The following is a 25,773-nucleotide window of genomic DNA, read 5'->3' as shown; positions in this document are numbered from 1 at the left end:
CTCTTTTCAGCTCAGTACAGCCCGCCGGTTCCCAGCGTCGCCGCGGCCGGCGGGGCCGGTATCCCCGGCTGCTGGGCCCCGAAGCCGGCGGCGTTCGGGTCGCCGCCCATCATGGCACCGGCCCCCTGGGAGGACCCGTCCAGCACCATTTGCGGCTGGTCGGGGTTGGGCTCGGTGCCCGGCAGGAAGGCTTCCCAGATGGCGCGGTTGTCGCCGAACTGGGCCAACTGGCCGTTGGCCGGGTTGACGCGGACGAGGCGCAGGCCGGGCGGAACGCGGAACGGTGTCGCCGGCTTGTCCTTCAGCGCCACCTGCATGACCTCCTTGAACACCGGCACGGCGGCGGACCCGCCGGTCTCGTGGCTGCCCAGCGAGCGCGGCTGGTCGAAGCCGATGTAGGTGCCGACCACCAGATCGGGCGAGAAGCCCATGAACCAGGCGTCGTGGCTGTCGTTGGTGGTGCCGGTCTTGCCGGCCAGCGGCTTGCCCAGCGACTTCAGCGCCGCCGCGGTGCCGCGCTGGACCACGCCTTCCAGGATCGAGACGATCTGGTAGGTTGTGCGGGGGTCGTTCACCTGCTCGCGTGTGTCGGGCACGGCGGGCACCGCCATGCCGTCCTTCCAACTCACGTTGGTGCAGCCCTCGCACGCGCGGTTGTCGTGGCGGAAGACGGTCTTGCCGTTGCGGTCCTGCACACGGTCGATGAAGGTCGGCACCACCCGCTTGCCGCCATTGTCCAGCATGGCGTAGGCGGTGGCGAGGCGCAGCACCGTCGTTTCCCCGGCGCCCAGCGACATCGGCAGATAGGGCTGGAGGTTGTCGACGATGCCGAACTTCTCGACCAGCGCCTTGACCTTGTCCATGCCGATCTGCTGGGCGAGGCGGACGGTCATGACGTTGCGCGACTTCTCGATGCCGACGCGCAGCGGGGTCGGGCCGTAGAATTCGTGGCTGTAGTTCTCAGGCCGCCAGACCGGCTGCCCGCCGCCCGGATCGAAGGAGAAGGGCGCGTCCATCACCAGCGACGACGGGGTGAAGCCCTGGTTCAGCGCCGTCAGGTAGACGAAGGGCTTGAAGGACGAACCGGGCTGGCGCAGCGCCTGGGTGGCGCGGTTGAACACGCTCATCGCCGGGGAGAAGCCGCCGACCATTGCCAGCACGCGACCGGTGTGCGGATCGAGCGCCACCAGACCGCCCTGGACCTGCGGGATCTGGCGCAGGCCGTAGCTGCCCGGCGGCAGTTCCTTGGCGGCGGACTTGTCATTCTTCCTGGCCGGCTTCTCGTCCTCGTCCTTGGCCGGCGGGCCGCTCACCGCCTCGACCAGCAGGATGTCGCCCAGCTTGGCGACGTCGGACGGCTTGCGGATCGCCGGGCCGGCGACGTCGCCGTCCTTGGAGGCGCGGGCCCAGCGCAGTTCGGACAGCGGGATGCGCCCGCGGGTGCCGTCGGCCACCCCGATGTCCAGCCCGTCCGCCTGATCGTCCTTCAGCACGACCGCCAACTTCCAGCCCTCGGAGCCCGCGGGCGGCGGCATGGCGGCCAGTTTCTTCGGCCAGTTGTCGAAATTCTCCATCTTGGCGACGGGACCGCGCCAGCCATGACGGCGGTCGTAGGCGATCAGCCCGTCGCGCAACGACTTGGTGGCGGTGGCCTGCAGCACCGGGTCCATTGAGGCGCGGACCGACAGCCCGCCCTCGTACAGCGCCTGCTCGCCATAGAGCTTCACCAGCTCGCGCCGGATCTCCTCTGCGAAATATTCGGAGGTCACGACCTCCTGCTCGTCGCGCTTGCGGGTGACCAGCGGGCGTCCCTGGGCGGCCTTCGCCTCCTCCGGCGTGATGTAGCCGTCCTCCGCCATGCGGCCGATCACCCAGTTGCGGCGGGCGATGGCGGCGTCATGCTGGCGGTCGGGGTTGTAGTTGGACGGCGCCTTGGGCAGGGCAGCCAGGAAGGCGACCTCCTCGATGCTCAGCTCGTCCAGCGCCTTGTTGAAATAGTTCAGCGCCGCCGCCGCCACGCCGTAGGAGCGGTTGCCCAGGAAAATCTCGTTCAGATACAGCTCGATGATGCGGTCCTTGGTGAAGGCCCGCTCGATGCGGACCGCCAGGATCGCTTCCTTGATCTTGCGGGCGAACGACACCTCGTTGGTCAGCAGCATGTTCTTGGCGACCTGCTGCGTGATCGTGCTGGCGCCCACCGGCCGGCGCTCGCGGCCGAAATTCTCGATGTTGGTCAGGATCGCGCGCAGGATGCCGATGGGGTCGACGCCCTGGTGGCCGTAGAAATTCTTGTCCTCGGCCGCCATGAAGGCGTTCATCACCTGGCGCGGCATGGCGTCGATCGGCACGAAGATGCGCCGCTCCGACGCGAATTCGGCCATCAGGCGCCCGTCGCCGGCATAGATGCGCGTGGTCACCGGCGGCTCGTAGTTGGCCAGCTTGGTGTAGTCGGGCAGGTCGTGGTCGTAATGCTCGAACAGGAAGACCAGCCCCCCGGCGCCGGCAAGAACCAGCATCACGAAGGCCATCAGCAAGGACAGAAGGAGACGCATGACCAATCCCGCAAGAAACGACGAACGGCGTGGCTGAAGCCCGCCCCTTTCCGGGGCGGGACCGCGAGCCATGCCTGACAGGGCGGCGCATCCTACACCGCCGCGCCGGGAAGCGCCGCCCCCGTTCCCGTCATGTCAGGAAAATGTGACGCGCAGAGGGCATGCGCGAGAAATCGCCGGCGCAAAAGGGGTAATCCGCCCCTCGCTGTCGCGTTTCAGCTGCGCTGCGCGCCGTGCAGCCAGCGGAAATAGCTGTCGATGGTCCGCGCCAGCGACTTGCCCAGCCGCTCGCGGTGCGCGCCGGAGGTCAGCAGACCGACATCCTGCCGGTTCGACAGATACCCCATCTCGATCAGCGCCGACGGCACGTCGGGCGCGGTCAGCACGGCGAAGCCGGCCTGCCGGTGCGGCCGGCTGGAGATCAGCGGCACGTCGCGCCCCAGCGTCTGCAACGCCAGCGTCGCGAAGCGCTTGGAATGGTTCATCGTGTCGCGCTGGGCCAGATCGATCAGGATGTTGGCGACAAGCTGGTTCTCGCCCGACAGGTCGAGACCGACCAGGGCGTCGGCCTTGTTCTCCTTGGCGGCCAGCATTTCCGCCTCGCGGTCGGACGCCTTGTCGGACAGGGTGTAGATCGACAGGCCGCGCATGTCGCCGCTGCTGATGCTGTCGGCATGCAGCGAGATGAACAGGTCGGCCCCGGCCTCGCGCCCGATGGCGACGCGGTCGCGCAGGCGGATGAACACGTCGCTGTCGCGGGTCAGCTTCACCCGGTAGCGGCCGGTCGCCTCCAGCTGGCGCTTCACCTCCCTGGCGGTGGCGAGCGTGATGTCCTTCTCATAGATGCCGCCGACGCCGATGGCGCCGGGGTCCTGGCCGCCATGGCCGGGATCGAGCACGATCAGCGGCTTTTCCGCCACCGTCGGCGGCTTGTTGTCCGGCAGCGGCGGAGCGACGGGCAGAGCGGCCGGGATCAGCTGGGCCGGCGGAATCGGCGGCAGCGGGGCGAAGGGCGGCGGAGCCGGAACCGTGCTGGCGGGATCGGCCGCGGGCGGCGACGGCTGCGGGGCCGGAACCGGCGCCGGGATCGCCATCGCCGACGACACTATGGAGGACATCGTCAGCTGCCCCTTGCCGCCGACCTCCTTCCTGCCGGCCCCGGCGAGCTGCCGGAACTCGGCCGGCGTCGACTTTTCCAGGTCGAGGACGAGGCGCGGCTGATGGCCGTCGCGCGCCGGGATCATGTAGCCCTCGCGCAGGCGGGCGGGACCGACCGTCTCGAAGGTCAGCCGCGTGCCGCGCGGACCTCCGGCATGGTGGTAGCGCGCGACCACCCCCTTGCCCTCCATCGGCAGCGACCCGCCGGGCCAGATCAGATCGGGCAGATCGACGACGATGCGGTAGGGATCGGCGGCCAACGACACGGTGAAGGACACCGGGTCGCTCAGCTCCAGCACGAAGCGGGTCTTGTCCGGATGGATGCCCAGCCGGGCATCGACCACCGCGGTGCGCGGCGGCGCCGACGGCAGGGCCGCCGTGGTCTGCGCCGTCGCCGGCCCGGCCGTCATCCCGGCCGACCCGAAGCCCAGCAGCACCAGCGCCAGCACAAGCACCCCGAGGACACGGCCAACCGATCTGCGCGGCGAACCGGCGGAATGCGGGTGGCGGTCGGGTACGGTGGCGGGCAGGCTGGGCGGCCGTGGCATCAAATCTCCTCGGCGGCAGAGGGTGTGCGGCAATGGGCAAGCAGCGCGAGCGGGCGCCTGATGACCAGCTATAGCCCAGCCAATTCAACGCTCTCAACGCGGATCGTCAGAGCCCGAGTCAATTCCGGCCGGGGGTGCCGTTCCTGCAACAGTGGAGGGGACGGCAAGCCCCGGCGTGGCCGGACCGCACCCCGGACGGGCTGCCCCGGTGGAAGGTGGCGGCCCGCCTTCCCCGCGACGAACTTGTTCGCCGAATCGGCGCATTTCCGCGTTGTGCAAGAGGGATCGCTTGTCTATGGTATCTTTGCGACAGACCGCAATTCGCCAGACCAGGGTCGGACTTCCAAGGTGAGCGTCGCTTCGCTGATCCCCGGACATCGATTCCATCGAGCCGAAGGTCAGCCGATCGCCGGTCACGGGGCCTGATCCAAGGGGCTGCGGCGTCGCCCTCGACACCGCCTGTCCGGCCATCCGCGCCGGAGGGACGTCGCAGGGTGGCGCGTTCGGATTGGCGGTGAGAGGACGAAACCTCGAAGCTGGCTGTGGCCGCAAGGCGGCAGCCCGGCGCGTGTCGACCGGGCCGTCCTGGCTGCTCTCGTCAGCGCCGTTCGGCGGTTCCGGTCCGTCGTGCCGTATGCTTCGCCCACAACAGACGCTGCGTCCAGGCGGCCCGACCGGTCGCGCGGGTTCCCTGGGTCGCGCCGTTGAGGATCGTATATGGCCAAGCGCATGCTGGTGGACGCCACGCACCCGGAAGAAACCCGGGTCGCCGTGGTCAATGGCAACCGGCTGGAAGAACTCGACTTCGAGATCGCCAGCCGCAAGCAGCTGAAGGGCAACATCTACCTGGCGAAGGTGACGCGGGTCGAGCCTTCGCTCCAGGCGGCCTTCGTGGAGTATGGCGGGAACCGCCACGGCTTCCTCGCCTTCTCCGAAATTCATCCCGACTATTACCGCATTCCGATGGCCGACCGCGAGGCCCTGCTGGCCGAGGAACGCCGGCTGGAGGAGCAGGCGGAAGCCCGGGCCGAGGCCGCCGCCGACGGCGCCGTGATGGCCGAGCCGATCCGCCCCGAGCAGGTGGTCGAGGAATGGTCGCCGATGCCCTCCCCCATCGCGCCCGAGGCGTCCGATGAGGAAGACGGTGACGAGACCGGCGAAGATGCCGAGGCCGGCGACGAGCAGGCCGCCCCGTCCGAAGGCGCCGCCCCCGACACGCTCGGCGGCGACGAGGACGAGGAGGCGGAAACCCAGCGCCGCCGCTCGCGCCCGCTGCGCTCCTACAAGATCCAGGAAGTGGTGAAGCGCCGGCAGGTCATGCTGGTGCAGGTGACGAAGGAGGAGCGCGGCAACAAGGGCGCGGCGCTGACCACCTACCTGTCGCTGCCCGGCCGCTACTGCGTCCTGATGCCCAACACCGGCCGTGGCGGCGGGATTTCCCGCAAGATCACCAACCCGGCCGACCGCAAGCGCCTGAAGGAAATCCTGTCGGATCTCGACATTCCCGACGGCATGGCGGTGATCCTGCGCACCGCCGGGCTGGAGCGCTCCAAGCCCGAGATCAAGCGCGATCTGGAATATCTCCTGCGCCTGTGGGACGACATCCGCGAACAGACGCTGAAGTCGTCGGCGCCCTGCCTCATCTATGAAGAGGCGAACCTGATCAAGCGGTCGATCCGCGATCTCTATTCCAACGACATCGACGAGATCTGGGTCGAGGGCGAGGCCGGCTTCCGCACGGCGCGCGAGTTCATGGACATGCTGATGCCGGGACATTCCCAGCGCGTCCAGCTGTACCGCGACAGCCAGATCCCGCTGTTCCACCGCTATCAGGTGGAAACGCAGATCGACGCCATCCACAGCCCGGTGGTGCAGCTGCGTTCCGGCGGCTACATCGTCATCAACCCGACCGAGGCGCTGGTCTCCATCGACGTCAACTCCGGCAAGTCGACCCGCGAGCGCAACATCGAGGAAACCGCCTACAAGACCAACCTGGAGGCCGCCGACGAGGTGGCGCGCCAGCTGCGTCTGCGCGATCTGGCCGGCCTGATCGTCATCGACTTCATCGACATGGAGGAGCCGCGGAACAACGCCGCCGTCGAGCGCCGCATGAAGGAGGCGATGAAGAACGACCGGGCGCGCATCCAGCTCGGCCGCATCTCCGCCTTCGGCCTCCTGGAACTGTCGCGGCAGCGTCTGCGTCCGTCGCTCCTGGAGACCAACTTCGAGCGCTGCCCGCACTGCTCGGGCACCGGCGTCGTCCGGTCGGTCGAATCCGCCTCGCTGCACGTCCTGCGCGCCATCGAGGAAGAGGGCATCCGCAAGCGCTCGGCCGAGATCACCATCTTCGTCCCGACCTCCATCGCGCTCTACATCCTCAACCAGAAGCGCGGTGAACTGGCCAAGATCGAAGAGCGTCACGCCTTCAGCGTGATGGTCCAGGCCGACGACGGGCTGATCGCACCGGATCACCGTCTGGAGCGCAACAAGGCCCGCCTGCCCGACGAGGACGCCCCGCTGGTCAGCGCCGACCGCGTGATGGCGGAGACCGACCGCGCGCTCGCCGCCGAGCCGGTCGAAACGGTGGAGGAGCCGGAAGCCGAGACCGAGGCCGTGCAGGCCGAGGAGACCGGCGAGCGTGCCGAAGCCAACGGCGAGGGCACCGGCGAGGATCGCCGCCGCCGCCGCCGCCGCCGCCGTGGCCGTGGCCGTGACCGCGAGGACGGCCGGACCGAGGGCGACAGCGCCGAAGGCGAGGCCGAGACGGACGAGGCGGATCAGGACGCCGGCCAGGACGCCGATGAGAGCGTTCTGCCGGTTGCCGCCGAAGCCATCCCCGGTGCCGCCATCTCCGAACCCGAGACCGATTCCGCCGACGCCGAAGGCGACGACGGGGATGAGGATGACGGCGAGGACGAGACCGGCGCCGATGCCGGCGAGCGCAACGGCGATGGCCGCAAGAAGCGCCGCCGCGGCAAGCGTGGTGGCCGTCGCCGGTCGCGCCGCGAGGGTGCGGAAGGCCTGGAGGGCGGCGAAGACGCCGCCGACCAGCAGCTCGACGCCGCTCCGGTCGCTCCGGCCCAGACGGCGCAGGCTCCGGCCGAGGCGAGCGATCTCGACTGGATCCTGGCCGGCGAAGCCGATCCGGCGGTCGAGGAAGCCCCGGTTCCGGTGACCGCCACCGAACCGCCGGTGGCCGCTCCGGCCGACGCTGCCAAGGCGCCAGCCAGGAAGGCGTCGCGCAAGCGCAAGGCCGCCGCCGAGGCGCCGGTCGAAGCCGCCCCCGCGGCTGCTCCGGCGGCCGCTGCCGAAGCTCCGGCCAAGGGCCGCAAGCGCAAGGCCGCTGCCCCGGTCGAAGCGCCGGTCGAGGCCGTTGCCGAAACCGCGCCGAAGAAGGCGTCGCGCAAGCGCAAGGCCGCCGCCGAGGCGCCGGTCGAAGCCGCGCCCGAGCCGACTCCGGCGGCCGCTGCCGAAGCCCCGGCCAAGGGCCGCAAGCGCAAGGCCGCCGCTGCGGTCGAGGCGCCGGCGGAGACCGTTGCCGAAGCTGCTCCGGCCAAGAAGGCGTCGCGCAAGCGCAAGGCTGCTGCCGAGGCCCCGGCCGAAGCCGCGTCCGAGCCCGCGGCAGCCACGCCGGCCCCGGCTCCCGAGCCGGCTGCGGCTGACAACGATGCCGACGCCGATGCCAAGCCGCGCCGCGGCTGGTGGAAGCGGTAAGCCCAACGGCCCAACCGGGACCTCTGGAACGGGAAAAGGCGCCGCAAGGCGCCTTTTCCTTTTCCCGGACATTATCACCCCTGCCACAGGACAGGTCGGACCATGAGCAAGGCCTTCACCCGCGAGACCGACACGCAGGACGACGACGACCTCGACGATCCGGCACCGTTGCCGCAGGGCTTCAAGAACTACATGACCCCGCCCGGCTTCCAGCGCATGCAGGAGGAACTGCGCCACCTGCTGCGGGTGGAGCGGCCGAAGGTGGTGGAGGTGGTGTCCTGGGCCGCCGGTAACGGCGACCGCTCGGAGAATGGCGATTATCTGTACGGCAAGAAGCGCCTGCGCGAGATCGACCGCCGCATCCGCTTCCTGAACAAGCGGCTGGAATCGGCGGTGGTGGTCAATCCGCAGGACCAGAAGAACCGCGAACAGGTCTTCTTCGGCGCCACCGTCACCTATGCCCGCGAGGATGGGGCGGAGAACACCGTCACCATCGTCGGCGCCGACGAGGTCGACCCCGACCGCGGCCATGTCAGCTGGATTTCCCCCATGGCCCGTGCCCTGCTGAAGGCGCGGGAGGGTGAACTGGTGGACGTGCGCACCCCGGCGGGACTGGAACAGGTCGAAGTGCTGGAGATCCGGTACGCCGACTGACGAAGGGGGCGGCGACCCGCCCCCCGCCAGACTTTATTCCGCTGCCGGCTGGTAAATCTCCCCACCCGACTGGCGGAACTTCTCCGACATCTCGGCCATGCCGGACTCCGCGGCGTCGCGGATTTCCTGCGTGATCTTCATCGAGCAGAATTTCGGCCCACACATCGAACAGAAATGCGCGGTCTTGGCGCCTTCCGCCGGCAGGGTCTCGTCGTGATAGGCCATCGCCGTGTCGGGATCGAGCGACAGGGCGAACTGGTCGCGCCAGCGGAATGAGAAGCGGGCACGCGACATGGCATCGTCGCGCAACCGCGCCGCCGGGTGTCCCTTGGCGAGATCGGCGGCATGGGCGGCGATCTTGTAGGCGATGACGCCGGCCTTCACGTCGTCGCGGTCGGGCAGGCCGAGATGCTCCTTCGGCGTGACGTAGCAGAGCATCGCCGTGCCGAACCAGCCGATCATCGCCGCACCGATGGCACTGGTGATGTGGTCGTAGCCGGGTGCGATGTCGGTCACCAACGGCCCGAGCGTGTAGAAGGGCGCCTCGCCGCACAGCGCCAGCTGCTTCTCGACATTGTGCTTGATCTTGTGCATCGGCACATGGCCCGGCCCCTCGATCATCACCTGCACGTCGCGCGCCCAGGCGATCTTGGTCAGCTCACCCAGCGTCTCCAGCTCGGCGAACTGGGCGGCGTCGTTGGCGTCGGCCTGGCTGCCCGGCCGCAGCCCGTCGCCCATCGACAGCGCCACGTCATAGGTCCGGCAGATCTCGACGATGTCGGCGAAGTGGTCGTAGAGGAAATTCTCGCGGTGATGCGCCAGGCACCATTTGGCGATGATCGAGCCGCCGCGCGAGACGATGCCGGTCACCCGCTTCGCCGTCAGCGGGATGTGGGCCAGCCGCAGGCCGGCATGGATGGTGAAGTAATCGACGCCCTGCTCCGCCTGCTCGATCAGCGTGTCGCGGAACAGCTCCCAGGTCAGGTCCTCGGCCCTACCCTTCACCTTCTCCAGCGCCTGATAGATCGGCACGGTGCCGATGGGAACCGGGGAGTTGCGCAGGATCCATTCGCGGGTCTGGTGGATGTCGGCGCCGGTGGACAGGTCCATCACGGTGTCCGCCCCCCAGCGGATCGACCAGACCATCTTCTCCACCTCCTCCTCGATGGAGGAGGTCACGGCGGAATTGCCGATGTTGGCGTTGATCTTGGTCAGGAAGTTGCGGCCGATGATCATCGGCTCCGACTCGGGATGGTTGACGTTGGACGGGATGATCGCCCGCCCGCGCGCCACCTCGTCACGGACGAATTCCGGGGTGATGAAGTCGGGAATCTCGGCGCCGAAATCCTCGCCGTCCCGGGCAGCCTCCAAGGCGGCGGCGCGACCCAGATTTTCGCGGATGGCGATGTATTCCATCTCCGCGGTGACGATTCCGGCGCGGGCATAGGCCATCTGGGTCACCGCCCCGCCACCCTTGGCGCGCAGCACGCCGTTGTCGGCGGTCTCGACATCGCCGCGCGCCAGGATCCAGTCGCGGCGGTGCTTGGACAGGCCGATCCGGACGTCGATGGCAACCGACTCGTCGGTGTAGGGACCGGAAGCATCATAGACGGTCAGCGGCGGCTCGCCGCCCGACAGCGCGATCTCGCGCAGAGCGACGCGCAGATCGGGGAAACGCGTGCCGGGCACGTGGATTTTCCGCGACGACGGCAGCGGGCCGGTCGAAATGCGGATGGCGGTCTCGTTGAAGTCCTTAGGCATTGGGTTTCTCCGTCGGAGGTGGGCGGACAAACCCGGGACTGCGGACGGAGGTGCGGTATCTTCGTGCGGGCCGTTCTCGGAATGGCTTCCCCGGCGTGGCGGGGCCAATACGGCCGGACGGGGCGAGAATCGGCCCGTCACGAGGTCCCTCCCTTCGCCGGTATGACCCGGATCAGGTTCGAAGGGTCACCACGCTGCCGGCTTGCGCAGTGCGCCGCCCGGCCGTTGGTATCTCAGCCCCCTGTCGGGACCCCCCTGGAATGCGGCCCATCCTGCCGCCGACGGACGGTCGTGTCAAAAGGAAAGCGCTGCGGACGATCCGCCTGCCATATTGTGGAAACGCGCTACATCCAGCGTTTCGACCGGACATAGACCATCGGCAGCAACGCCGACAGCAGCATCAGACCCAAGGCGCTGGCATAACCGAAGGGCGACTGGCTGCCGGGCATGTCGGTGAAGTTCATGCCGCCGATGCTGGCGACGAGGGTCGGCGGATAGAGCAGGACGGTCAGGACCGACACGATCTTGACGATCTCGTTCTGCTCGACATTGATCTGTCCCAACGCGGTGTCCAGCGCCAACGCGACCTTTCCCGATAGGAATCGGGCATACTGGTCGAGCCCGCGCAGATCCTGCAAGGTGGTCTTGGCCCAGCGCCGCGTCGCCTTGCCGGCGTTCCAGCCGTCGCCGCGCGCCAGGAAATCGGTCATGCGGGTGAGGCTGGCCAGACTGATCCGCGCCTTGCCGATCAGATGGCCGGCATGGCCGATGCGCTTCAGCGTCTGGGCGTCGTCCAGCGTCTCGCCGCGGGAGCGCAGCTTGCGCCCGCGGAAGTAACGGCGGTTCAGCGCATCCATTTCCACCCCGGTCCGCCGCAGCACGACGGAGGTGCGGTCGATCATCCCGTCCACCAGGGCGGCCAGCACCAGCTCGCCGCGGGCGGCGGAGACCTGCCCATGGGTGGCGCGGCGGCGGAAGGCCAGCAGGGCCTGCGGGTCGATGTCGTGGATGGTCACCAGCCGCCGGCCGGCCAGCACGAAGCTGACGGTGGCGATGCGCGGCTCGTCGGTGTCGGCCCAGACCAGGGCGGTGACGGTCATGGTCAAGGCACCACCGGCCACGCGCAGACGGCTCGATTCCTCGATCTCCGCCATCTGCTCGCGGGTGGGCAGGCCGGTGCCGATCAGCGCCTCCGCCCGCGCCAGCTCGTCGGGCGTCGGGTTGATCAGGTCCAGCCACACGGCAGTGTCGGGCAGCGTGACCGACACGTCCGCGGCCTCCCTGTCCCAGCGCAGCAGACCGCCGTCATTGACGAAAACATGCAGCAAGTCTGCGCTCCTCGCGTGGCTTTGAACTGAGCTTATCCTTCGCCCATGTGGAACAGCAGGACGGCAACGTGATCGACGGCATCACCCCCGCGCGCTCACCATTTCCAGCAGACGCACCCCAAACCCTCCATTTACGTCAACCAGTTCGCCATGGGCAATTGCCTGCCCTTCGACACAGACATCGACCGGCGCCTGAACCGGACGGTCCAAATCCAACACGCCCCCATGGATCAGCGCCAGAATGTCGGCTAGGCGTCGTTCCGCCGTGCCAACGATGACCGAAAGCGTCACATCCACCTCAAGCAGGGCGGACCTTGCCGGCTTCGCTCCGGCGTCCGTCACCGATGCAGCCATCTGGGGGAGTTGACGGGGGATCTCCAGGTCATCCGGTTCGGAGGCGACGACAACCCGCCAGCACCGCTTGCCGGCACGGAGCCGCCCGGTCACCAGCGAGCGCCCCGCCACCTCGACGCGGACGGCCCCATCGGAGTCGCCGTCGACGGCAAAGACCGTCCCAGTTTCCGCCGCCAACAGATCGCACAATGGCAGCTGTATCGTACCGACCACAACCTGCACGGTCGTCAGGCTGTGCAGCGTCTCCCGCACCAGATGGCGGCGCCACAACGGATCATTGCCGAAGCGTTCTCCGGCAAACATGGACTGAAGCTGTGGGCGCACCGGTTCCAAGAGCCCATAGGGCAGGAGCAGATCCAGGCCACCGCTCCGCCCCTCCAGTTCGACCGCGAGTCGCACGCACATGCAGCCGCAAGACGGTCGGGCGATGGTCGCAAAACGCGGGGATGTTTCGATGCGGTCCGCATCGAAACGCACCGTGCCCACCGGCTGGAAAGCCGCTCCGAGGTCGCCCAGCAGCCGGTGGGCCATCCCCATCGCCAACTCAAGGTCCAATCTGCTGAGAGTGCGCGACGGAATGCGCAGGCAAACATCGGCCGGATCGCCGCCGAGCAAGGCTTCTCCCAACGCCTCGACAAAGGCCCGGTCGATGGCGAGCAGTCCGTAATCGTCCCAGGGATCCGCACGAAACGGGATCAGCGGCCGTTCGCCCGTCTCGTCATCGATCCAGTCGGCAAAGCGCACCGACCGCATGCTCATCAGAGCCACATCGACAGACGCACCGCTATGGGCGCGCAGGGAGGTGGCAAGCATGCGCACGAAACGGTCGATCACCACCTCGAGCATCGGCAGGCGGTCTACCGAAACCCGCCTGTTCTGTAGCAGGGCCGCCAAGCCCGATGACAGAACCGGCGGGGTCCAGCCTGCCTCCGCATCCTGCGCCGGTGCGCTGGGCCCGACGACGGTATCCATGGGGGCGGTTTCCACGGGGGCGGCATCGGCGGCAACGCGAAGCGCGTTTTGCCGGTCCGGTGCCACATGGTCGAGAATACGGGCGAGGGCCTCCGCCCCGACGGCGGACTCCGCAGACTCGGCCATCGTCAGCACTTGGTCGAGAACCGCGAGCGCGGCGGGGGATGGCCGACGTGTGCGCGACAGGCAGCGCACCACAAGCGGCTGAAGCTGGTCGTCCAACGCAATCAGCGCCTCGGCCGCCACTTCAGCTGGAAGAGCGGACAGCACCGCAGCAATGGTCTGGGGCGCCTCGCCACCGAGAAGACGGGCAAGCCGGTCAGCCGGCACAGTCCGCAAACCGCACAAGGGAACTCTGTCCGCCGCCATGCCGGCCTCCCAGGCAGTTCTGCGCAGAGTGGATCCCGAATGGCCTTGCCAGAGATTCGGGTCCTGGCGAATGCTCACCGCCGACCACGAGAGCAGGCGGAACACCAAAAGTCTAGACGATACGACCGCCGCGACGTGGCTTTTCGGGCGGTTTGGCGGGCGCGGCCTTCCCCCCGTCATCGAGGTCCAGCACGGCGCCCTCGTCCTTCAGCGCCTGTTCCAGCTTGCGGCGGAAGGCGCCGCCATCCCGCTTGGCGTCGAGGAAATGACCGACAGCCTCCTTCGCCGCGTCGCTGTCATAGGGGACCTTGCCCAGAGCGGCCAGCCGGGCACGCTCCACCAGCTTCGGGTCCATCTTCTCGCGGATGGCCTTCATCTGGCGGAGCAGGTCCTTGCGCAGGTCGTTCATCGGGTCCCCATAAGCAGCGTCAGGCCTTGCCGATCAGGGTGCCGGCGCCACCCTCAGTGAAGATCTCCAGCAGCAGCGCATGCGGCACGCGGCCATCCAGGATAACAGCGGCATCGACGCCCTGCTCCACCGCACCGATGCAGGTCTCGATCTTCGGGATCATGCCGCCGGACGCGGTGCCGTCGGCGATGGCCTTGTGGGCATCCTCCAGCGACATCTTCTCGATCAGCTTCTTTTCCTTGTCGAGCACGCCGGCGACGTCGGTCAGCAGGAAGAAGCGTGCCGCCTTCACCGCCGCCGCGACCGCGCCGGCCGCCGTGTCGGCGTTGATGTTGTAGGTGTCGCCATTCACGTCGAAGCCGACCGGCGCGATCACCGGGATGATGTCCGACTGGGCGAGCGCATGCAGGATCTGCGGGTTGACCTTGTAGGGCTCGCCGACGAATCCCAGGTCCAGCACCCGCTCGATGTTGCTGTCGGGATCGCGCTGGACGCGCTCCAGACGGCGGGCGGTGATCAGGTTGCTGTCCTTGCCCGATAGACCGACGGCACGACCGCCGGCACTGTTGATGGCGGCGACGATCTGCTTGTTGATGGAGCCGGCCAGCACCATCTCGACCACCTCGACCGTCTCCTTGTCGGTGACGCGCAGGCCGTCGATGAAGCTGGACTTGATCTTCAGACGCTCCAGCATCTGGCCGATCTGCGGCCCGCCGCCATGGACGACCACCGGGTTGATGCCGACCTGCTTCAGCAGGACTATGTCACGCGCGAACAGCTCCGCCAGGCTGGCGTCGCCCATGGCGTGGCCGCCGTACTTGATGACGAAGGTGCTCCCGGCATAACGGCGCATGTAGGGCAGCGCTTCGGACAGGGTACGGGCCTTGGCGAGCCACTCGTCACGGGTGGGAGTCTGCACGGGAGGATGCCCTTTGTCGGGGTGGAGTGTCGGGCTTCTTTAACGGAAAGGCCGGCCGGTTGCCTAGGGGGCAATTTATCGGTCACACACCCCCGTGACGGCCTCCTGCGGCCGCAGCAGCCGTGCCGCCGGCCGGACGCCACAATCCGGCCAGCCGCGTCATCGGCTGGGTCAGCGCGGTGACGGCCACCGCCATCAGCACCATCGCCGAAAAACAGGGGCCGGACAGCACGCCCGCCTCCAGCAGGACGGTCAGGACGATGACCTCCATCAGCCCCTTGCACGGCATCAGCGTGCCGAGCCGGAGCGCGTCGGGCCAGGACTCCCCGGTCCAGCGGGCGGGCAGCGTGGTGCCGGCCATCTTGCCGGCGATGGTGGCGAGGCTGGCAAGCGCGAAGACGGTCCATTGCGCCGGATCGTCCAACGTCAGGGTCACCTTCAGCCCGGTCAGGGTGAAGAAGAAGGGCAGCAGGATCAGCGTGGCGAAATGCTCCAGCCGGTCGAGGATCGCCGCCGCATAGCGGCGCGGCATCGCGCTGCCCGCTATGAAGGCGCCCAGGATATAATGCAGCCCGATCAACTCGGTCACCGCGGCCGAGGCCAGCAACGCCGCACAGGTCACCACCACCGCGGTGTCGCCCATCCGCCCGTCCGGCGCCACCCGCTCCAGCAGGCGGTCAAGCAGCGGGCGGACCACCAGAACCGTCGCCCCGACATAGGCAAAGCCCAGAAGGCCGACCTTCGCCACCGCCCAGGCGTCGCCGCCGCCAGCCGCCCCATCGGCGGTCGACCAGGCCAGCACCGCGGTGATCAGCAGCCAGAGCAACGCGTCGTTTACCGCGGCATAGCCCAGCGCCAGCCGCCCCACCCGGTCGCCCAGCAGGTCCATCTCGCGCAGGATGGCGCCCAGCACCGGCAGAGCGGTGACGCCGACGCAGATGCCGAAGCCGGCGGCGAACAGGCCGGGTGTGGCGCGCGTACCGGTCATGGCGGGAAAGGCGCCGGCCAGCCACCAGCCCAGGGCCCCGCCCAGCAGGGTCGGCACCAGCATGCTGGACAGCGCCACCGTGGCGAAGGCCCCACCCCGCCCGCGGAACTCGGCGGGATCGAGATGGAGGCCGGTCAGGAAAGCGAAGAACACCACGGCCATCAAGGCCAACCCGGACAAGGGCGCGAGCGCCGCCGGTGCGAACAGCACGCCCCACAGATCGGGAACCAGCCGGCCGAGCAGCGACGGCCCCAGCGCCACCCCGAACAGGATCTGGACCACCACCATCGGGGCGATGTGACGACCGCCGCCGAGCCGCCACAGCAGAAACGGCCCGGCGATCAGCAGCAGGGCCTGCATCAGGAACAGCAGCGCGGGAGACAGACCGCCCATCGCCGCGGCCCGCCTATTCCGCGCCGAGTGCCAGGGCGGCGAGGCTGGCGCGCAGCTCCGCGATGCCGATGCCCTTCTCGGAACTGGTGACATGGATGTCGGGGAAGGCGGCAGGGTGCTTCTTCAGCCCGGCCTGGGTGTCACGGCGAACCTTGTCGAGATCCGCGGCCTTGACCTTGTCCGCCTTGGTCAGCACGACGACGTAGGGCACCGCCGTGCGGTCGAGCATCTCCATGATCTCATGGTCGTGGGGCTTCATCCCATGGCGCGAATCGATCAGCACCAGCGCCCGGCGCAGGGTGACCCGGCCGCGCAGGAAGCGGCGGACCATGTCGTTCCACGCCTCCACCTTCTCCTTCGATTCCTTGGCATAGCCGTAGCCGGGCATGTCCACCAGCTTCAGTCGATTGCCGAGGTTGAAGAAGTTCAGCTGCTGCGTGCGGCCCGGCGTGTTGGAGGTGCGGGCCAGCGTCTTGCGTCCGGTCAGCGCGTTGACGAGGCTCGACTTGCCGACATTCGACCGGCCGGCGAAGGCAACCTCCGGCAGGTCCGCCTCGGGCAGCTGGTTCAGCGCGTTGGCGCCCCAGACGAAGTCGCATTCCTTGGCGAACAGCAGCCGGCCGGCCTCCAGCGCGGCCTCGTCGAAGCCGGAAACGATGCTGGGGGTGTCGGGGGTCGGCGTGGCGGGGCTGGTCATGGCGGGCGCTCTCGTTTGGGTCGGCTAAAAAACATACCGCCGGCAAAGGCCCGTCAAGGGTCTTTGCCGGCGGCAGGTCTCAGGCATTGGGCAGGGGGGTCAGGACCTGACGGATCAGGCCTTCACGCCCATGCGCTTCATGATGGTCCACTGCTGCAGAACCGACAGGGTGTTGTTCCAGGCCCAGTAGATCACCAGACCGGCCGGGAAGCCGGCGAGCATGAAGGTGAAGACGATGGGCAGGAACTGGAACACCTTCGCCTGGATCGGGTCCGGCGGGGCCGGGTTCATCTTCTGCTGGAACCACATCGTCACGCCCATGATCAGCGGCCACAGGCCGAGATGCAGCATGGCGGGCGGGTCCCAGGGGATCAGGCCGAACAGGTTGAAGATGGTCGTCGGATCGGGCGAGGACAGGTCGTGGATCCAGCCGAAGAACGGCGCATGCCGCATTTCGATGGTCACGAACAGCACCTTGTAGAGCGAGAAGAACACCGGGATCTGGATCAGGATCGGCAGGCAGCCCGACACCGGAGAGACCTTCTCGCGCTTGTACAGCGCCATCAGCTCCTGGTTCATGCGCGCCTGATCGTCGCTGAACTTCTCGCGCAGCTCCTGCATCTTGGGCTGCAGGGCCTTCATCTTGCTCATCGCCTGATAGGACTTGTTGGCGAGCGGGAAGAAGACGGCCTTGACGCAGACGGTCAGCACCAGGATGGCGACGCCGAAGTTGCCGATGATGCGGCCCAGGAAATCCAGCGCGTAGAAGAACGGCTTGGTCAGGAAGTAGAACCAGCCGAAGTCGATCGCCAGATCGAAGTTCTTGATGTTCAGCTTCTCGGAGTAGCCGTCGAGCAGCTTCACCTGCTTGGCACCGGCGAACAGGCGGCCGGTGTTCTCGGCCGAGGCGCCCGGCGCCACCGTGACCGGCGCACCCATGGTGTCGGTCTGGTAGCGGTCGGTGTTGGCAACCTGGTTGTAGAGGAAGCGCGCCGTGACCTTCTCGTTCGGGTCGGGCACCAGCGACACCAGCCAGTACTTGTCGGTGATGCCGACCCAGCCGCCGGTGGTCTCCTTGGCGATCGAGCCGGCCTTGCGGACGTCGTCGTACTTCTCTTCGGTCAGCGAGCCGTTGAAGACGCCGAGCGGGCCTTCATGCAGGATGTAGTAGCCCGACGTGTGCGGCGTGCCGCTGCGCGACACCAGGCTGTAGGGCAGCAGGGTGACAGGGGCGGTGCCGGTGTTGCGGACGGTCTGCGTCACCGTGAACATGAAGTCCGGGTCGACGGCGATCTTGCGCTCGAACACCAGCCCCTGGCCGTTGTCCCAAGTCAGGGTCAGCGGCTTGTCAGGGGTCAGCGCGGCGCCGTCGGCGGTCCAGCGGGTGGTCGCGGTCGGGGCGGCGATGCCGGCGCCCTGCGGGACCCAGCCGAACTCGGCATAATAGGCGGCGGGCGTGCCGGCCGGGGCCAGCAGCACGATCTCCGGGCTCTTGGGGTCCGGGGTCTCGTGGTACTGGGCCAGCGTCAGGTCGTCGATGCGGCCGCCGACGAGGTTGACGGAGCCGTGCAGGGCCGGCGTGTCGATCTTCACGCGGGTACCGGCCGCCAGCTGCTCGGCGAGCAGGACGGGGCGCTCCTTCGCGACCTCAGCCGTGGCCGGAGGCTGCTGGGCGGGCACGCCGGGGGCCGGCACCGGCACCGACTGCTCCGTCTGGGCGGCCTGCTGGGCGGCGAGTTGCTTCTGCTGCTCCACCCGCGGCTTCTCGTAGAAAAACTGGAAGCCCAGAAGGATGGCGATCGACAGGGCAATCGCGATGATGAGGTTGCGTTGGTCGGTCATGGCGTCCCGGTTGCCGTGGGGCCTTTGGAAGAAGGGCGGCGTGTGCGCGGCCTTGTTACGGGTTTTCGCCGGGCTGGGCAACCGCCGCATGCCCCTTTTCCCGCAGTCCGCAGCGATGCGGCGCCAGGGGCGCCGGCCGCGGCACGGGATCGGGCACGGGATCCCAGCCCGACCCGCCCCAGGGATGGCAACGCCCGAGCCGGCGCACAGTCAGCCATCCCCCCCGGATGGCCCCATGCTTTTCCAGCGATTCGATGGCGTAGCAGGAGCAGGTCGGCTGGAAACGGCACTGCCAGCCCACGAAGGGCGACAAGGTCCAGCGATAGAGATAGACGAGCGCGCGGAGCAGGTGCGCGAGCGGGCTGAGGCCGGCGATGCGAAACATGACGTCGCGAGCCTCCTACCCTTCCGCCTCGCGCCACAGGCCGAGGCGCTTCAGCCCGGCGGCAAGGTCGCCGAGCAGGTCGGTCCACGGCCGCTCGGCCGTGCCGCCGCGGGCGACCAGCACGAAGTCGTGGCCGGGCGCCGCATGAACGGTCAGAATCTGCCGCGCGGCCTCACGCAAACGGCGGCGGGCACGATTGCGCACCACCGCGTTGCCGACCTTGCGGCTCGCCGTCAAACCGAGACGGATTGGCGGACCGCCTTCGGCGGGCCGCTGCTTGTCGTCGTGCCGGCGCACCTGGAGGATCAGGCCGGGAGCCACATGCTTTCGCCGTGTCCCGGCCACGGCCAGAAATTCCGGCCGCCGCATCAGGCGCCCGACCTCGTGGCCCGGCGCCGCCATAGCGGGGATCAGGCGCTCAGAACCTTGCGGCCGCGGGCGCGGCGACGGGCGATCACCTTGCGGCCGCCGACGGTGGCCATGCGGGCGCGGAAGCCATGACGACGCTTACGCACGATTTTGGACGGCTGGAACGTGCGCTTCATGGCGCCTACTCCTTAAACTTTGCTGATGGTGACGGGAAGAAAGCGCCCAGCCGGACGGCCGGGCGCCGTATCTATGAACCTGAACCGAACCGGAAGGCGCCTTACTCGGCAGCCCGGCGGCCGTTGACCATGCCGCGGCCGGTGGTGCGCTCGGCGATGCGGGCGGCCTTGCCGCGCAGATCGCGCAGATAGTACAGCTTGGCGCGACGGACGGCGCCCTTGCGGACCAGCTCGATCGAGTCGATGCGCGGGGAGTACAGCGGGAACACGCGCTCCACGCCCTCGCCGTAGCTGATCTTGCGAACGGTGAAGGAGCTGTTCACACCGGCGTTCTTGCGGGCGATCACGACGCCCTCATAGGCCTGGACGCGCTCGCGCGTGCCCTCGACGACCTTCACGTTCACGCGGACGGTATCGCCCGAGGAGAACTCCGGGATCGTCTTGCCACCGAGGGCCTTCTCGATCTGCTCCTGCTCGAGCTGCTGCAACAGGTTCATAGCACTACCCCTTTTCTATCGGCGCGCCTCGCGGCGGACCGTCACTCCGGTTTCGGGTCGCGCCGGCGAGCCTGCCGCCGACCCTTGTTCGTAACAGTTACTACCGGACGGCTCGCCTGGTAGAGCGACCACAGGTCCGGCCGTCGGGCCTCCGTGATCTTCTCCGCCTCGGCCAGCCGCCAGGCCTTGACCTTCCCATGGTGACCGGACAGCAGAACCTCCGGCACCGTGCGCTCCACACCCTGTCCGTCGGTCCAGACCGCCGGCCGGGTGTAGTGGGGGTATTCTAGCAACCCCCGTTCGAAACTCTCTTCGCCCGCCGTCTCAACATTACCCATGACACCGGGGAGCAAGCGCACCACGGCATCCATCAGGCTGAGCGCGGCGAGCTCCCCGCCGGACAGCACGAAATCCCCGAGGCTGACCTCTTCGAGGCCGTGCGCATCGAGGACCCGCTGGTCCACCCCTTCGTACCGGCCGCAGAGCAGCGTCACCACCGGGGTGGCGGCCAGCTCCTTGACCAGTTCCTGGTTCAGCACCCGTCCGCGAGGCGACAGATAAATCGCCCGGCCGCGTCCCGGTGCCCCCACAGGTCCCGCCGTCGCAGTCAAAGCCGCGTCCAGCACGTCGGGCCGCATGACCATGCCGGCCCCTCCGCCGAAGGGGGTCTCGTCGACGGAGCGGTGTTTATCGCGCGCGAACGAGCGAATGTCCACCGATTCCAGCGCCCAGACTCCATTTTCCAACGCTTTGCCCGCCAGCGAGTGGCCGAGCGGCCCCGGAAACATTTCCGGGAACAGCGTCAGAACCTTGGCCGTCCAGACCCGCGGACCGTCGGCGCCGTGATTCACGGCCCCTCCTCCCCGCTCCGGTCTCCGTCCTCTTCACCCTCCTCCGCCTCGTCACCGGAGTCCTCGCGGGCCTCGATCACGGCGGGAAGGTCGACGACGATGCGGCCGCCCCGGACATCGACCACCGGCACGCAGGCCTTGGAGAAGGGAAGCATCTCCAAAGGCCCGCCTGCGGTCCTGATCTCCAGCACGTCGCCGGCGCCGAAGTCGTAGATCGCCTTCACCGTGCCGTAGACGGTTCCGTCGGCGAGTTCCGCACGCAGGCCGATCAGATCGGCATGGTAGAACTCGTCCTCGTCCTCCGTCGCCGGCAGGGCGCCGCGCTCCACATAGAGCCGCACACCGGCCAGGGCTTGCGCCTGTTCGCGGCTGGTCACCCCGTCGACCTTGGCCAGGAAGTTGTCCTTGACCATGCCCTGGAGCGTCACCGTGAACCGGCGGGTCCCGGTCTCGTCCGACAGCGGGCCGTAGGTCATGACGTCGGCAGGTTCGGCGGTGAAGCTGCGCAGCTTCACCAGCCCTCGCACGCCGTGCGATCCCGCGAACTGGCCGACACAGATTTTGGCGGTCATCGAAGGAGCACCCGGCACGTCGTCACGACCTCAACCCTGCGGGCCAACCGGCCCGACCTTACCTTTAGACCCAACCTCAGCCCTCGGCGGCAGCCGCGGCAGCGGCGGCCTCGGCCTTCAGACGCTCCTGCGCCTTGGCCTTCGGAGCCGACTTCTTCGGGGTCTCGCGGACGGCGGGCTTCTCGACCAGGCCGGCAGTGGCCAGGAAGTGAACGACGCGGTCCGTCGGCTGGGCGCCGACCGACAGCCAATGCTTGGCGCGCTCGGCGTTCAGGATGATGCGCTGCTCATGCTCGCGCGGCAGCATCGGGTTGTAGGTGCCGATCTTCTCGATGAAGCGGCCGTCACGCGGGCTGCGGGCGTCCGCGATGACGATCGAGTAGAACGGACGCTTCTTCGCACCACCGCGAGCCAGACGAATCTTCAAAGCCATTGGTCGAAACTTTCTCTTCTCAAGTCAAACAGGTATCGGGTGATTTCGAGAGGCGGTCAGGTCAGCCGAAAGGCCCCTTGCCGCCAAAGCCGCCGAGTCCCTTCGGCAGCAGGTTTCCGAGGCCGCCGCGCAGCATCCCCTTCTTCCCAAGCTTCTGCACCTGCTTCATCATTCCGCGCATGGTCTCGAACTGCTTCAGCAGCTTGTTGACCTCCTGCACCGAGGTGCCGGAACCGGCGGCGATGCGCTTGCGGCGCGAAGCCTTGATCAGGTCGGGGTTCTTGCGTTCCGCCTTGGTCATCGAGGAGATGATCGCCTCCTGGCGCTTGATCATCCCGTCGTCGACGTTGGCGTCCTTCAGCTGGTCCTTGATCTTGCCGATGCCCGGCAGCATTCCCATCAGGCCGGACATGCCGCCCATCTTGCGGAGCTGCTTCAGCTGCATCGCCATGTCGTCGAGGTCGAAGCCCTGGCCCTTCTCCATCTTGCGGGCGAGCTTTTCGGCCTCGTCCTTGTCGATGGTCTCGACGGCCTTCTCCACCAGCGACACCACGTCGCCCATGCCGAGGATTCGGCCGGCGATGCGGTCGGGGTGGAAGGGCTCCAGCGCGTCGATCTTCTCGCCGACGCCCAGCAGCTTGATCGGCTTGCCGGTGATCTGGCGCATCGACAGGGCGGCACCGCCGCGCGCGTCGCCGTCGATGCGGGTCAGCACGATGCCGGTGATACCGACCTTGTCGTTGAAATTGGTGGCGACGGTGACGGCGTCCTGGCCGGTCATCGCGTCGGCGACCAGCAGGGTTTCCACCGGCTTGGTCGCGTCGCGGACGGCCGCGACCTCCGCCATCAGCTCCTCGTCGATGGCGAGGCGGCCGGCGGTGTCGAGCATGACGACGTCATAGCCTTCGAGACGGCCGGTCTCGATGGCGCGCCTGGCGATGGCGACCGGGTCCTGGCCCGGCACGATCGGCAGCGTGGCGACGCCGGTCTGCTCGCCGAGAACCTTCAGCTGCTCCTGGGCGGCGGGACGGCGGACGTCCAGCGAGGCCATCAGGACCTTCTTGCGGTCCTTCGTCTTCAGGCGCAGCGCGATCTTGGCGGTGCTGGTGGTCTTGCCGGAACCCTGGAGGCCGACCATCAGGATCGGCACCGGGGCGGCGGCGTTCAGGTTGATCTCGGCGCCTTCGCCCAGCATCTCCACGAGGTTGTCGTGGACGATCTTGATGACCTGCTGGCCGGGGGTGACCGACTTCAGCACCTCCTGCCCGACGGCGCGTTCCTTCACCTGGGTGACGAACTGCTTGACGACGGGCAGAACGACGTCAGCCTCCAGCAACGCCACGCGAACTTCGCGCAGTGCGGCGGAGACGTCCTCTTCGGTCAGCGCGCCACGGCGGCGCAGCTTGTCGAAGATGTCGCCCAGGCGTCCGGTCAGGCCTTCGAACATGCGATACTCGTTCCCCAGTTCCGGGTCCAGCGTCAGGGCCGCCACCCGCACAAGCACGAAAGCGCCAGTGCGCGAATTTCGCGGACTGGCGGAGATACCCGGCGTTGGGCCGGGGTACCCGGTCTATCGGCTTTGCGGAAGACAGGTCGGCGGACCATAGAGAAGCCGGCAGGCCGAGTCAACCGCCACAGTCGGTCTTTTGCTGTCGTCCTTACGTCTGCCTTGCCCGGAGGCGGTTATCGGCCCCAAGCTTGTCACAAGCCATCAACCCTTAACCAAATTTTGGCGACTCTTTCGGATTATGAGTCACCAAATAGAGAAGGTATGCCGGCGATGTCGTCCGCCCAGGGCTTTGGGTCCAACAGCCCGCGAACCAAGCTGACCCAGAGCCAGCTCAACGCGATCCTGTTGCGGCACCAGGCATTCCGCAAAAGCCAGCCCGGCGGCGTGCGCGCCAACCTGAAGATGCGCGACCTGTCGCACCTCGATCTGTCCGGCATCGACCTGTCCGACGCCGACCTGTCGGGGGCGAAGCTGTTCAGCGCCCGGCTGACCGGCGCCAACCTCGCCAACGCCAACCTCTATGCCGCCGACCTGCGGCTCGCCAACCTGGAGAAGGCGGATCTGCGCCGGGCCGATCTGCGCGGCGCCTGCCTGCGCGGCGCCGTGCTGAGCGAGGCGACGCTGGTGGAGGTCGACCTGCGCGACGGCACGCTGCTGCATTACGACTCCAGCGGCGAGATGTACGCCCATGAATATGAGGATTCCGTCCTGACGTCGGAACTGACGGCGGCGACCATCCGCGGCGCCGACCTGTCGCGGGCCAAGATCGCCAACGCCTTCGTCATGCAGACCGACCTGACCGACGCCGTCCTGCGCGGCACCAAGTTCATGCGCGCCAACCTGACCGGATCCAACCTGACCGGCTGCGACCTGACCGACGCCGACCTGACGGAGGCGAACCTGTCGGGCGCCCGGCTGTCCGGGGCGGTGATGACCGGCTGCGCCATCAACCGCACCAATTTCAGCGGCGCCACCTTGATCGGCGCCATTCTGGACGCGGCGCAGATGCGTTCGCCCAACCTCCAGGCGGCGGTGCTGGCAAAGACGCTGGAGAACCCGGAGGACGACCTGCGCGAGATGCTGATGGAGCATCTGAGCTGGATCGACAGCGGCGGCAAGGCCGGCAAGCGCGCCGACCTGTCGGCGCTGGACCTGTCGGGGCGCAGGCTGGACGGGATCAACCTGTCGGCGGCGATCCTGCAATGCATCGCGCTGCGCGGCGCCAACCTGTCGGGTGCCGCCATGGCGATAGCCGATATGTCGCTGGCCGACCTGCGCAAGGCCGACCTGTCGAAGGCCGACCTGCGCGGGGTGAATTTCGAACGCGCCACCCTGACCGGCGCCAACCTGACCGGCGCCCAGCTCGGCCCCGTCCATATCCAGACGATGAGCGGCCATGTCTGGCGGGCCAACCTGCAACGCGCCCGGCTCGGCATGGCGCTGCTGTGCAAGGCCGACCTGCGCAAGGCCAACCTCTCCGGCGCCAATCTCGCCGGTGCCGACCTGAGCGGCGCCAACCTCAGCGAAGCCGACCTCACCGGTGCCGACCTGACCGGTGCGGTGCTGGACGGCGCCACCATGGACCAGGCGATCGTCGAGGAGGCGATCGGGCTGGCCAGCTGAGCGGTCGGTTCAGGACTCCGAATTCAGGCGGCCGAAGTTTTAAACGGAGGGCCCGCCCCGCTGCGCCATCCAGTCGCCGGAGCCGTAGACGCTGCGGACATGGCGGACCAGCAGGTTGCGGGCGTCGATCAGCTGGCCCATCCGCTCACGGCAGGCGACGATGCCGGTGTCCGGGTGATAGACTGGCGCCAGTTCGCGGAAGCGCCGCCGGACCTGATCCTCGTCGAAGCACCATTCATTGACGAAACCGAACAGCTGGGCGGCGTCGCGCACCTGCGTGATGCGGCCGTCGAGTGGCTGGAACGACAGGCGTTGCAGCGCGTGGGCCAGCGTCTTGTTGCGATAGCCCAGCGTCTCCACCGCGGCTTCGAGCCGGCGGACATCCTCGCCCGGCAGGATGCGCGCACCGGGGCCGGCAAGCGCCAGGGCGGCGGCCAGCGCCTTGCGGATCGTGCCGTCGCTGGCGTCGGTTTCCCCCACCTCCAGCAGCGCCTCCCCCTCCGGGTCGCGCAGGCCCGGATCGGCACCCCCCTTCGGCGCCAGCAGCAGGGCGGCGGCCACAAGCATCGGCACTGCTGCCCCGCGGGCGGCGGCCAGTTCCAGAACGGCGGCACGGAACCGGGCGCCGCAGGGCACGGCACGGCCGGGGGTCGGTGAGGAAGCGGTCTCTTCCGGTGCGGTCATCGTCGGCGCCAACAC

Annotated in this window: 22 protein-coding genes and 1 riboswitch; of the genes, 3 read left to right on the top strand and 19 right to left on the bottom strand. The window is 68.2% G+C overall.

The features are described 5' to 3' along the window. Positions 1 to 11 precede the first annotated feature (11 nt). Complete coding sequence (locus TSH64_RS27625; protein ID WP_109449994.1) at positions 12 to 2,552, bottom strand: penicillin-binding protein 1A; 2,541 nt, start codon at positions 2,550 to 2,552, stop codon at positions 12 to 14. Between the two features lie 215 nt (positions 2,553 to 2,767). Then, positions 2,768 to 4,258 carry an N-acetylmuramoyl-L-alanine amidase gene (locus tag TSH64_RS27620; protein WP_109449992.1) on the bottom strand — a complete coding sequence of 497 codons (1,491 nt, stop codon included), beginning with the start codon at positions 4,256 to 4,258 and terminating at the stop codon, positions 2,768 to 2,770. Between the two features lie 717 nt (positions 4,259 to 4,975). On the opposite strand from TSH64_RS27620, the gene TSH64_RS27615 reads away from it, so the two are divergent. Beyond that, positions 4,976 to 7,972, top strand: a complete 2,997-nt coding sequence (locus tag TSH64_RS27615; protein ID WP_109449990.1) for a ribonuclease E/G — start codon at positions 4,976 to 4,978, stop codon at positions 7,970 to 7,972. A 102-nt stretch (positions 7,973 to 8,074) separates the two neighbouring features. Next, on the top strand, positions 8,075 to 8,626 hold the full coding sequence (gene greB / locus TSH64_RS27610) for a transcription elongation factor GreB (protein ID WP_109449988.1): 552 nt from the start codon (positions 8,075 to 8,077) through the stop codon (positions 8,624 to 8,626). Between the two features lie 33 nt (positions 8,627 to 8,659). Here greB and thiC read toward each other — a convergent pair whose 3' ends face one another. From thiC to ffh, 16 genes are all read right to left on the bottom strand, one after another. Continuing rightward, positions 8,660 to 10,387, bottom strand: coding sequence for a phosphomethylpyrimidine synthase ThiC (thiC, locus tag TSH64_RS27605; RefSeq protein WP_109449986.1), 1,728 nt, complete (start codon positions 10,385 to 10,387; stop codon positions 8,660 to 8,662). 132 nt (positions 10,388 to 10,519) lie between these two features. After that, a riboswitch (TPP riboswitch) is annotated at positions 10,520 to 10,654 on the bottom strand. Positions 10,655 to 10,731: 77 nt separating this feature from the next. Beyond that, the gene (locus TSH64_RS27600; protein ID WP_109449983.1) at positions 10,732 to 11,715 is read right to left on the bottom strand and encodes a magnesium transporter CorA family protein; all 984 of its coding nucleotides are present in this window, start codon (positions 11,713 to 11,715) and stop codon (positions 10,732 to 10,734) included. Between the two features lie 81 nt (positions 11,716 to 11,796). Beyond that, positions 11,797 to 13,410: a FliM/FliN family flagellar motor switch protein gene (locus tag TSH64_RS27595; RefSeq protein ID WP_158285418.1), complete on the bottom strand. Its 1,614-nt coding sequence runs from the start codon at positions 13,408 to 13,410 to the stop codon at positions 11,797 to 11,799. A gap of 112 nt (positions 13,411 to 13,522) precedes the next feature. Next, positions 13,523 to 13,819, bottom strand: a complete 297-nt coding sequence (locus TSH64_RS27590; protein WP_109449979.1) for a hypothetical protein — start codon at positions 13,817 to 13,819, stop codon at positions 13,523 to 13,525. A gap of 19 nt (positions 13,820 to 13,838) precedes the next feature. Then, positions 13,839 to 14,738 (bottom strand): acetylglutamate kinase, encoded by a 900-nt coding sequence (argB, locus tag TSH64_RS27585; RefSeq protein WP_098740533.1) that lies wholly within the window; start codon positions 14,736 to 14,738, stop codon positions 13,839 to 13,841. 82 nt (positions 14,739 to 14,820) lie between these two features. Continuing rightward, positions 14,821 to 16,119, bottom strand: coding sequence for a cation:proton antiporter (locus TSH64_RS27580; RefSeq protein ID WP_109449977.1), 1,299 nt, complete (start codon positions 16,117 to 16,119; stop codon positions 14,821 to 14,823). Positions 16,120 to 16,132: 13 nt separating this feature from the next. Then, on the bottom strand, positions 16,133 to 16,816 hold the full coding sequence (gene yihA, locus TSH64_RS27575) for a ribosome biogenesis GTP-binding protein YihA/YsxC (RefSeq protein WP_109449975.1): 684 nt from the start codon (positions 16,814 to 16,816) through the stop codon (positions 16,133 to 16,135). A 114-nt stretch (positions 16,817 to 16,930) separates the two neighbouring features. Next, a complete protein-coding gene (gene yidC / locus TSH64_RS27570; RefSeq protein ID WP_109453089.1) occupies positions 16,931 to 18,658 on the bottom strand; it encodes a membrane protein insertase YidC in 1,728 nt (575 codons plus the stop codon). A gap of 55 nt (positions 18,659 to 18,713) precedes the next feature. Then, positions 18,714 to 19,043 carry a membrane protein insertion efficiency factor YidD gene (yidD, locus tag TSH64_RS27565; protein ID WP_109449973.1) on the bottom strand — a complete coding sequence of 110 codons (330 nt, stop codon included), beginning with the start codon at positions 19,041 to 19,043 and terminating at the stop codon, positions 18,714 to 18,716. A gap of 15 nt (positions 19,044 to 19,058) precedes the next feature. Beyond that, positions 19,059 to 19,445 (bottom strand): ribonuclease P protein component, encoded by a 387-nt coding sequence (gene rnpA / locus TSH64_RS27560; RefSeq protein ID WP_098740537.1) that lies wholly within the window; start codon positions 19,443 to 19,445, stop codon positions 19,059 to 19,061. 8 nt (positions 19,446 to 19,453) lie between these two features. After that, positions 19,454 to 19,588, bottom strand: coding sequence for a 50S ribosomal protein L34 (rpmH, locus tag TSH64_RS27555; protein WP_012973146.1), 135 nt, complete (start codon positions 19,586 to 19,588; stop codon positions 19,454 to 19,456). Positions 19,589 to 19,689: 101 nt separating this feature from the next. Next, positions 19,690 to 20,085, bottom strand: coding sequence for a 50S ribosomal protein L19 (gene rplS, locus TSH64_RS27550; RefSeq protein ID WP_109150133.1), 396 nt, complete (start codon positions 20,083 to 20,085; stop codon positions 19,690 to 19,692). Between the two features lie 41 nt (positions 20,086 to 20,126). Beyond that, positions 20,127 to 20,936 (bottom strand): tRNA (guanosine(37)-N1)-methyltransferase TrmD, encoded by an 810-nt coding sequence (gene trmD, locus TSH64_RS27545; RefSeq protein ID WP_109449971.1) that lies wholly within the window; start codon positions 20,934 to 20,936, stop codon positions 20,127 to 20,129. Further along, complete coding sequence (gene rimM / locus TSH64_RS27540; RefSeq protein WP_109449969.1) at positions 20,933 to 21,508, bottom strand: ribosome maturation factor RimM; 576 nt, start codon at positions 21,506 to 21,508, stop codon at positions 20,933 to 20,935. The genes trmD and rimM overlap by 4 nt, the downstream gene beginning before the upstream one ends. A gap of 76 nt (positions 21,509 to 21,584) precedes the next feature. Beyond that, a complete protein-coding gene (rpsP, locus tag TSH64_RS27535) occupies positions 21,585 to 21,941 on the bottom strand; it encodes a 30S ribosomal protein S16 (RefSeq protein ID WP_042704821.1) in 357 nt (118 codons plus the stop codon). A gap of 61 nt (positions 21,942 to 22,002) precedes the next feature. Then, a complete protein-coding gene (ffh, locus tag TSH64_RS27530; protein WP_109453087.1) occupies positions 22,003 to 23,388 on the bottom strand; it encodes a signal recognition particle protein in 1,386 nt (461 codons plus the stop codon). 333 nt (positions 23,389 to 23,721) lie between these two features. Between ffh and TSH64_RS27525 the strand changes: the two genes are divergently transcribed. After that, positions 23,722 to 25,074 (top strand): pentapeptide repeat-containing protein, encoded by a 1,353-nt coding sequence (locus TSH64_RS27525; RefSeq protein WP_109453085.1) that lies wholly within the window; start codon positions 23,722 to 23,724, stop codon positions 25,072 to 25,074. Positions 25,075 to 25,113: 39 nt separating this feature from the next. Here TSH64_RS27525 and TSH64_RS27520 read toward each other — a convergent pair whose 3' ends face one another. Further along, positions 25,114 to 25,758: a hypothetical protein gene (locus TSH64_RS27520; protein WP_109453083.1), complete on the bottom strand. Its 645-nt coding sequence runs from the start codon at positions 25,756 to 25,758 to the stop codon at positions 25,114 to 25,116. Positions 25,759 to 25,773: the final 15 nt, after the last annotated feature.

The organism is Azospirillum sp. TSH64 (assembly GCF_003116035.1).
Taxonomy (GTDB): domain Bacteria; phylum Pseudomonadota; class Alphaproteobacteria; order Azospirillales; family Azospirillaceae; genus Azospirillum.
The sequence above is the reverse complement of the archived record's forward strand: the minus strand, read 5'-3'. Positions and strand labels throughout refer to the sequence as shown.

What these genes read in the sequence shown, in the direction of transcription:
- yidC (WP_109453089.1), bottom strand. Translation starts at nt 18,658, where the DNA reads ATGACCGACCAACGCAACCTCATCATCGCGATTGCCCTGTCGATCGCC.
- ffh (WP_109453087.1), bottom strand. Translation starts at nt 23,388, where the DNA reads ATGTTCGAAGGCCTGACCGGACGCCTGGGCGACATCTTCGACAAGCTG.
- TSH64_RS27580 (WP_109449977.1), bottom strand. Translation starts at nt 16,119, where the DNA reads ATGGGCGGTCTGTCTCCCGCGCTGCTGTTCCTGATGCAGGCCCTGCTG.
- rimM (WP_109449969.1), bottom strand. Translation starts at nt 21,508, where the DNA reads ATGACCGCCAAAATCTGTGTCGGCCAGTTCGCGGGATCGCACGGCGTG.
- greB (WP_109449988.1), top strand. Translation starts at nt 8,075, where the DNA reads ATGAGCAAGGCCTTCACCCGCGAGACCGACACGCAGGACGACGACGAC.
- yidD (WP_109449973.1), bottom strand. Translation starts at nt 19,043, where the DNA reads ATGTTTCGCATCGCCGGCCTCAGCCCGCTCGCGCACCTGCTCCGCGCG.
- TSH64_RS27520 (WP_109453083.1), bottom strand. Translation starts at nt 25,758, where the DNA reads ATGACCGCACCGGAAGAGACCGCTTCCTCACCGACCCCCGGCCGTGCC.
- TSH64_RS27525 (WP_109453085.1), top strand. Translation starts at nt 23,722, where the DNA reads ATGTCGTCCGCCCAGGGCTTTGGGTCCAACAGCCCGCGAACCAAGCTG.
- TSH64_RS27590 (WP_109449979.1), bottom strand. Translation starts at nt 13,819, where the DNA reads ATGAACGACCTGCGCAAGGACCTGCTCCGCCAGATGAAGGCCATCCGC.
- rpmH (WP_012973146.1), bottom strand. Translation starts at nt 19,588, where the DNA reads ATGAAGCGCACGTTCCAGCCGTCCAAAATCGTGCGTAAGCGTCGTCAT.
- TSH64_RS27620 (WP_109449992.1), bottom strand. Translation starts at nt 4,258, where the DNA reads ATGCCACGGCCGCCCAGCCTGCCCGCCACCGTACCCGACCGCCACCCG.
- TSH64_RS27595 (WP_158285418.1), bottom strand. Translation starts at nt 13,410, where the DNA reads ATGGCGGCGGACAGAGTTCCCTTGTGCGGTTTGCGGACTGTGCCGGCT.
- TSH64_RS27625 (WP_109449994.1), bottom strand. Translation starts at nt 2,552, where the DNA reads ATGCGTCTCCTTCTGTCCTTGCTGATGGCCTTCGTGATGCTGGTTCTT.
- yihA (WP_109449975.1), bottom strand. Translation starts at nt 16,816, where the DNA reads ATGACCAGCCCCGCCACGCCGACCCCCGACACCCCCAGCATCGTTTCC.
- TSH64_RS27615 (WP_109449990.1), top strand. Translation starts at nt 4,976, where the DNA reads ATGGCCAAGCGCATGCTGGTGGACGCCACGCACCCGGAAGAAACCCGG.
- rnpA (WP_098740537.1), bottom strand. Translation starts at nt 19,445, where the DNA reads ATGGCGGCGCCGGGCCACGAGGTCGGGCGCCTGATGCGGCGGCCGGAA.
- thiC (WP_109449986.1), bottom strand. Translation starts at nt 10,387, where the DNA reads ATGCCTAAGGACTTCAACGAGACCGCCATCCGCATTTCGACCGGCCCG.
- rplS (WP_109150133.1), bottom strand. Translation starts at nt 20,085, where the DNA reads ATGAACCTGTTGCAGCAGCTCGAGCAGGAGCAGATCGAGAAGGCCCTC.
- rpsP (WP_042704821.1), bottom strand. Translation starts at nt 21,941, where the DNA reads ATGGCTTTGAAGATTCGTCTGGCTCGCGGTGGTGCGAAGAAGCGTCCG.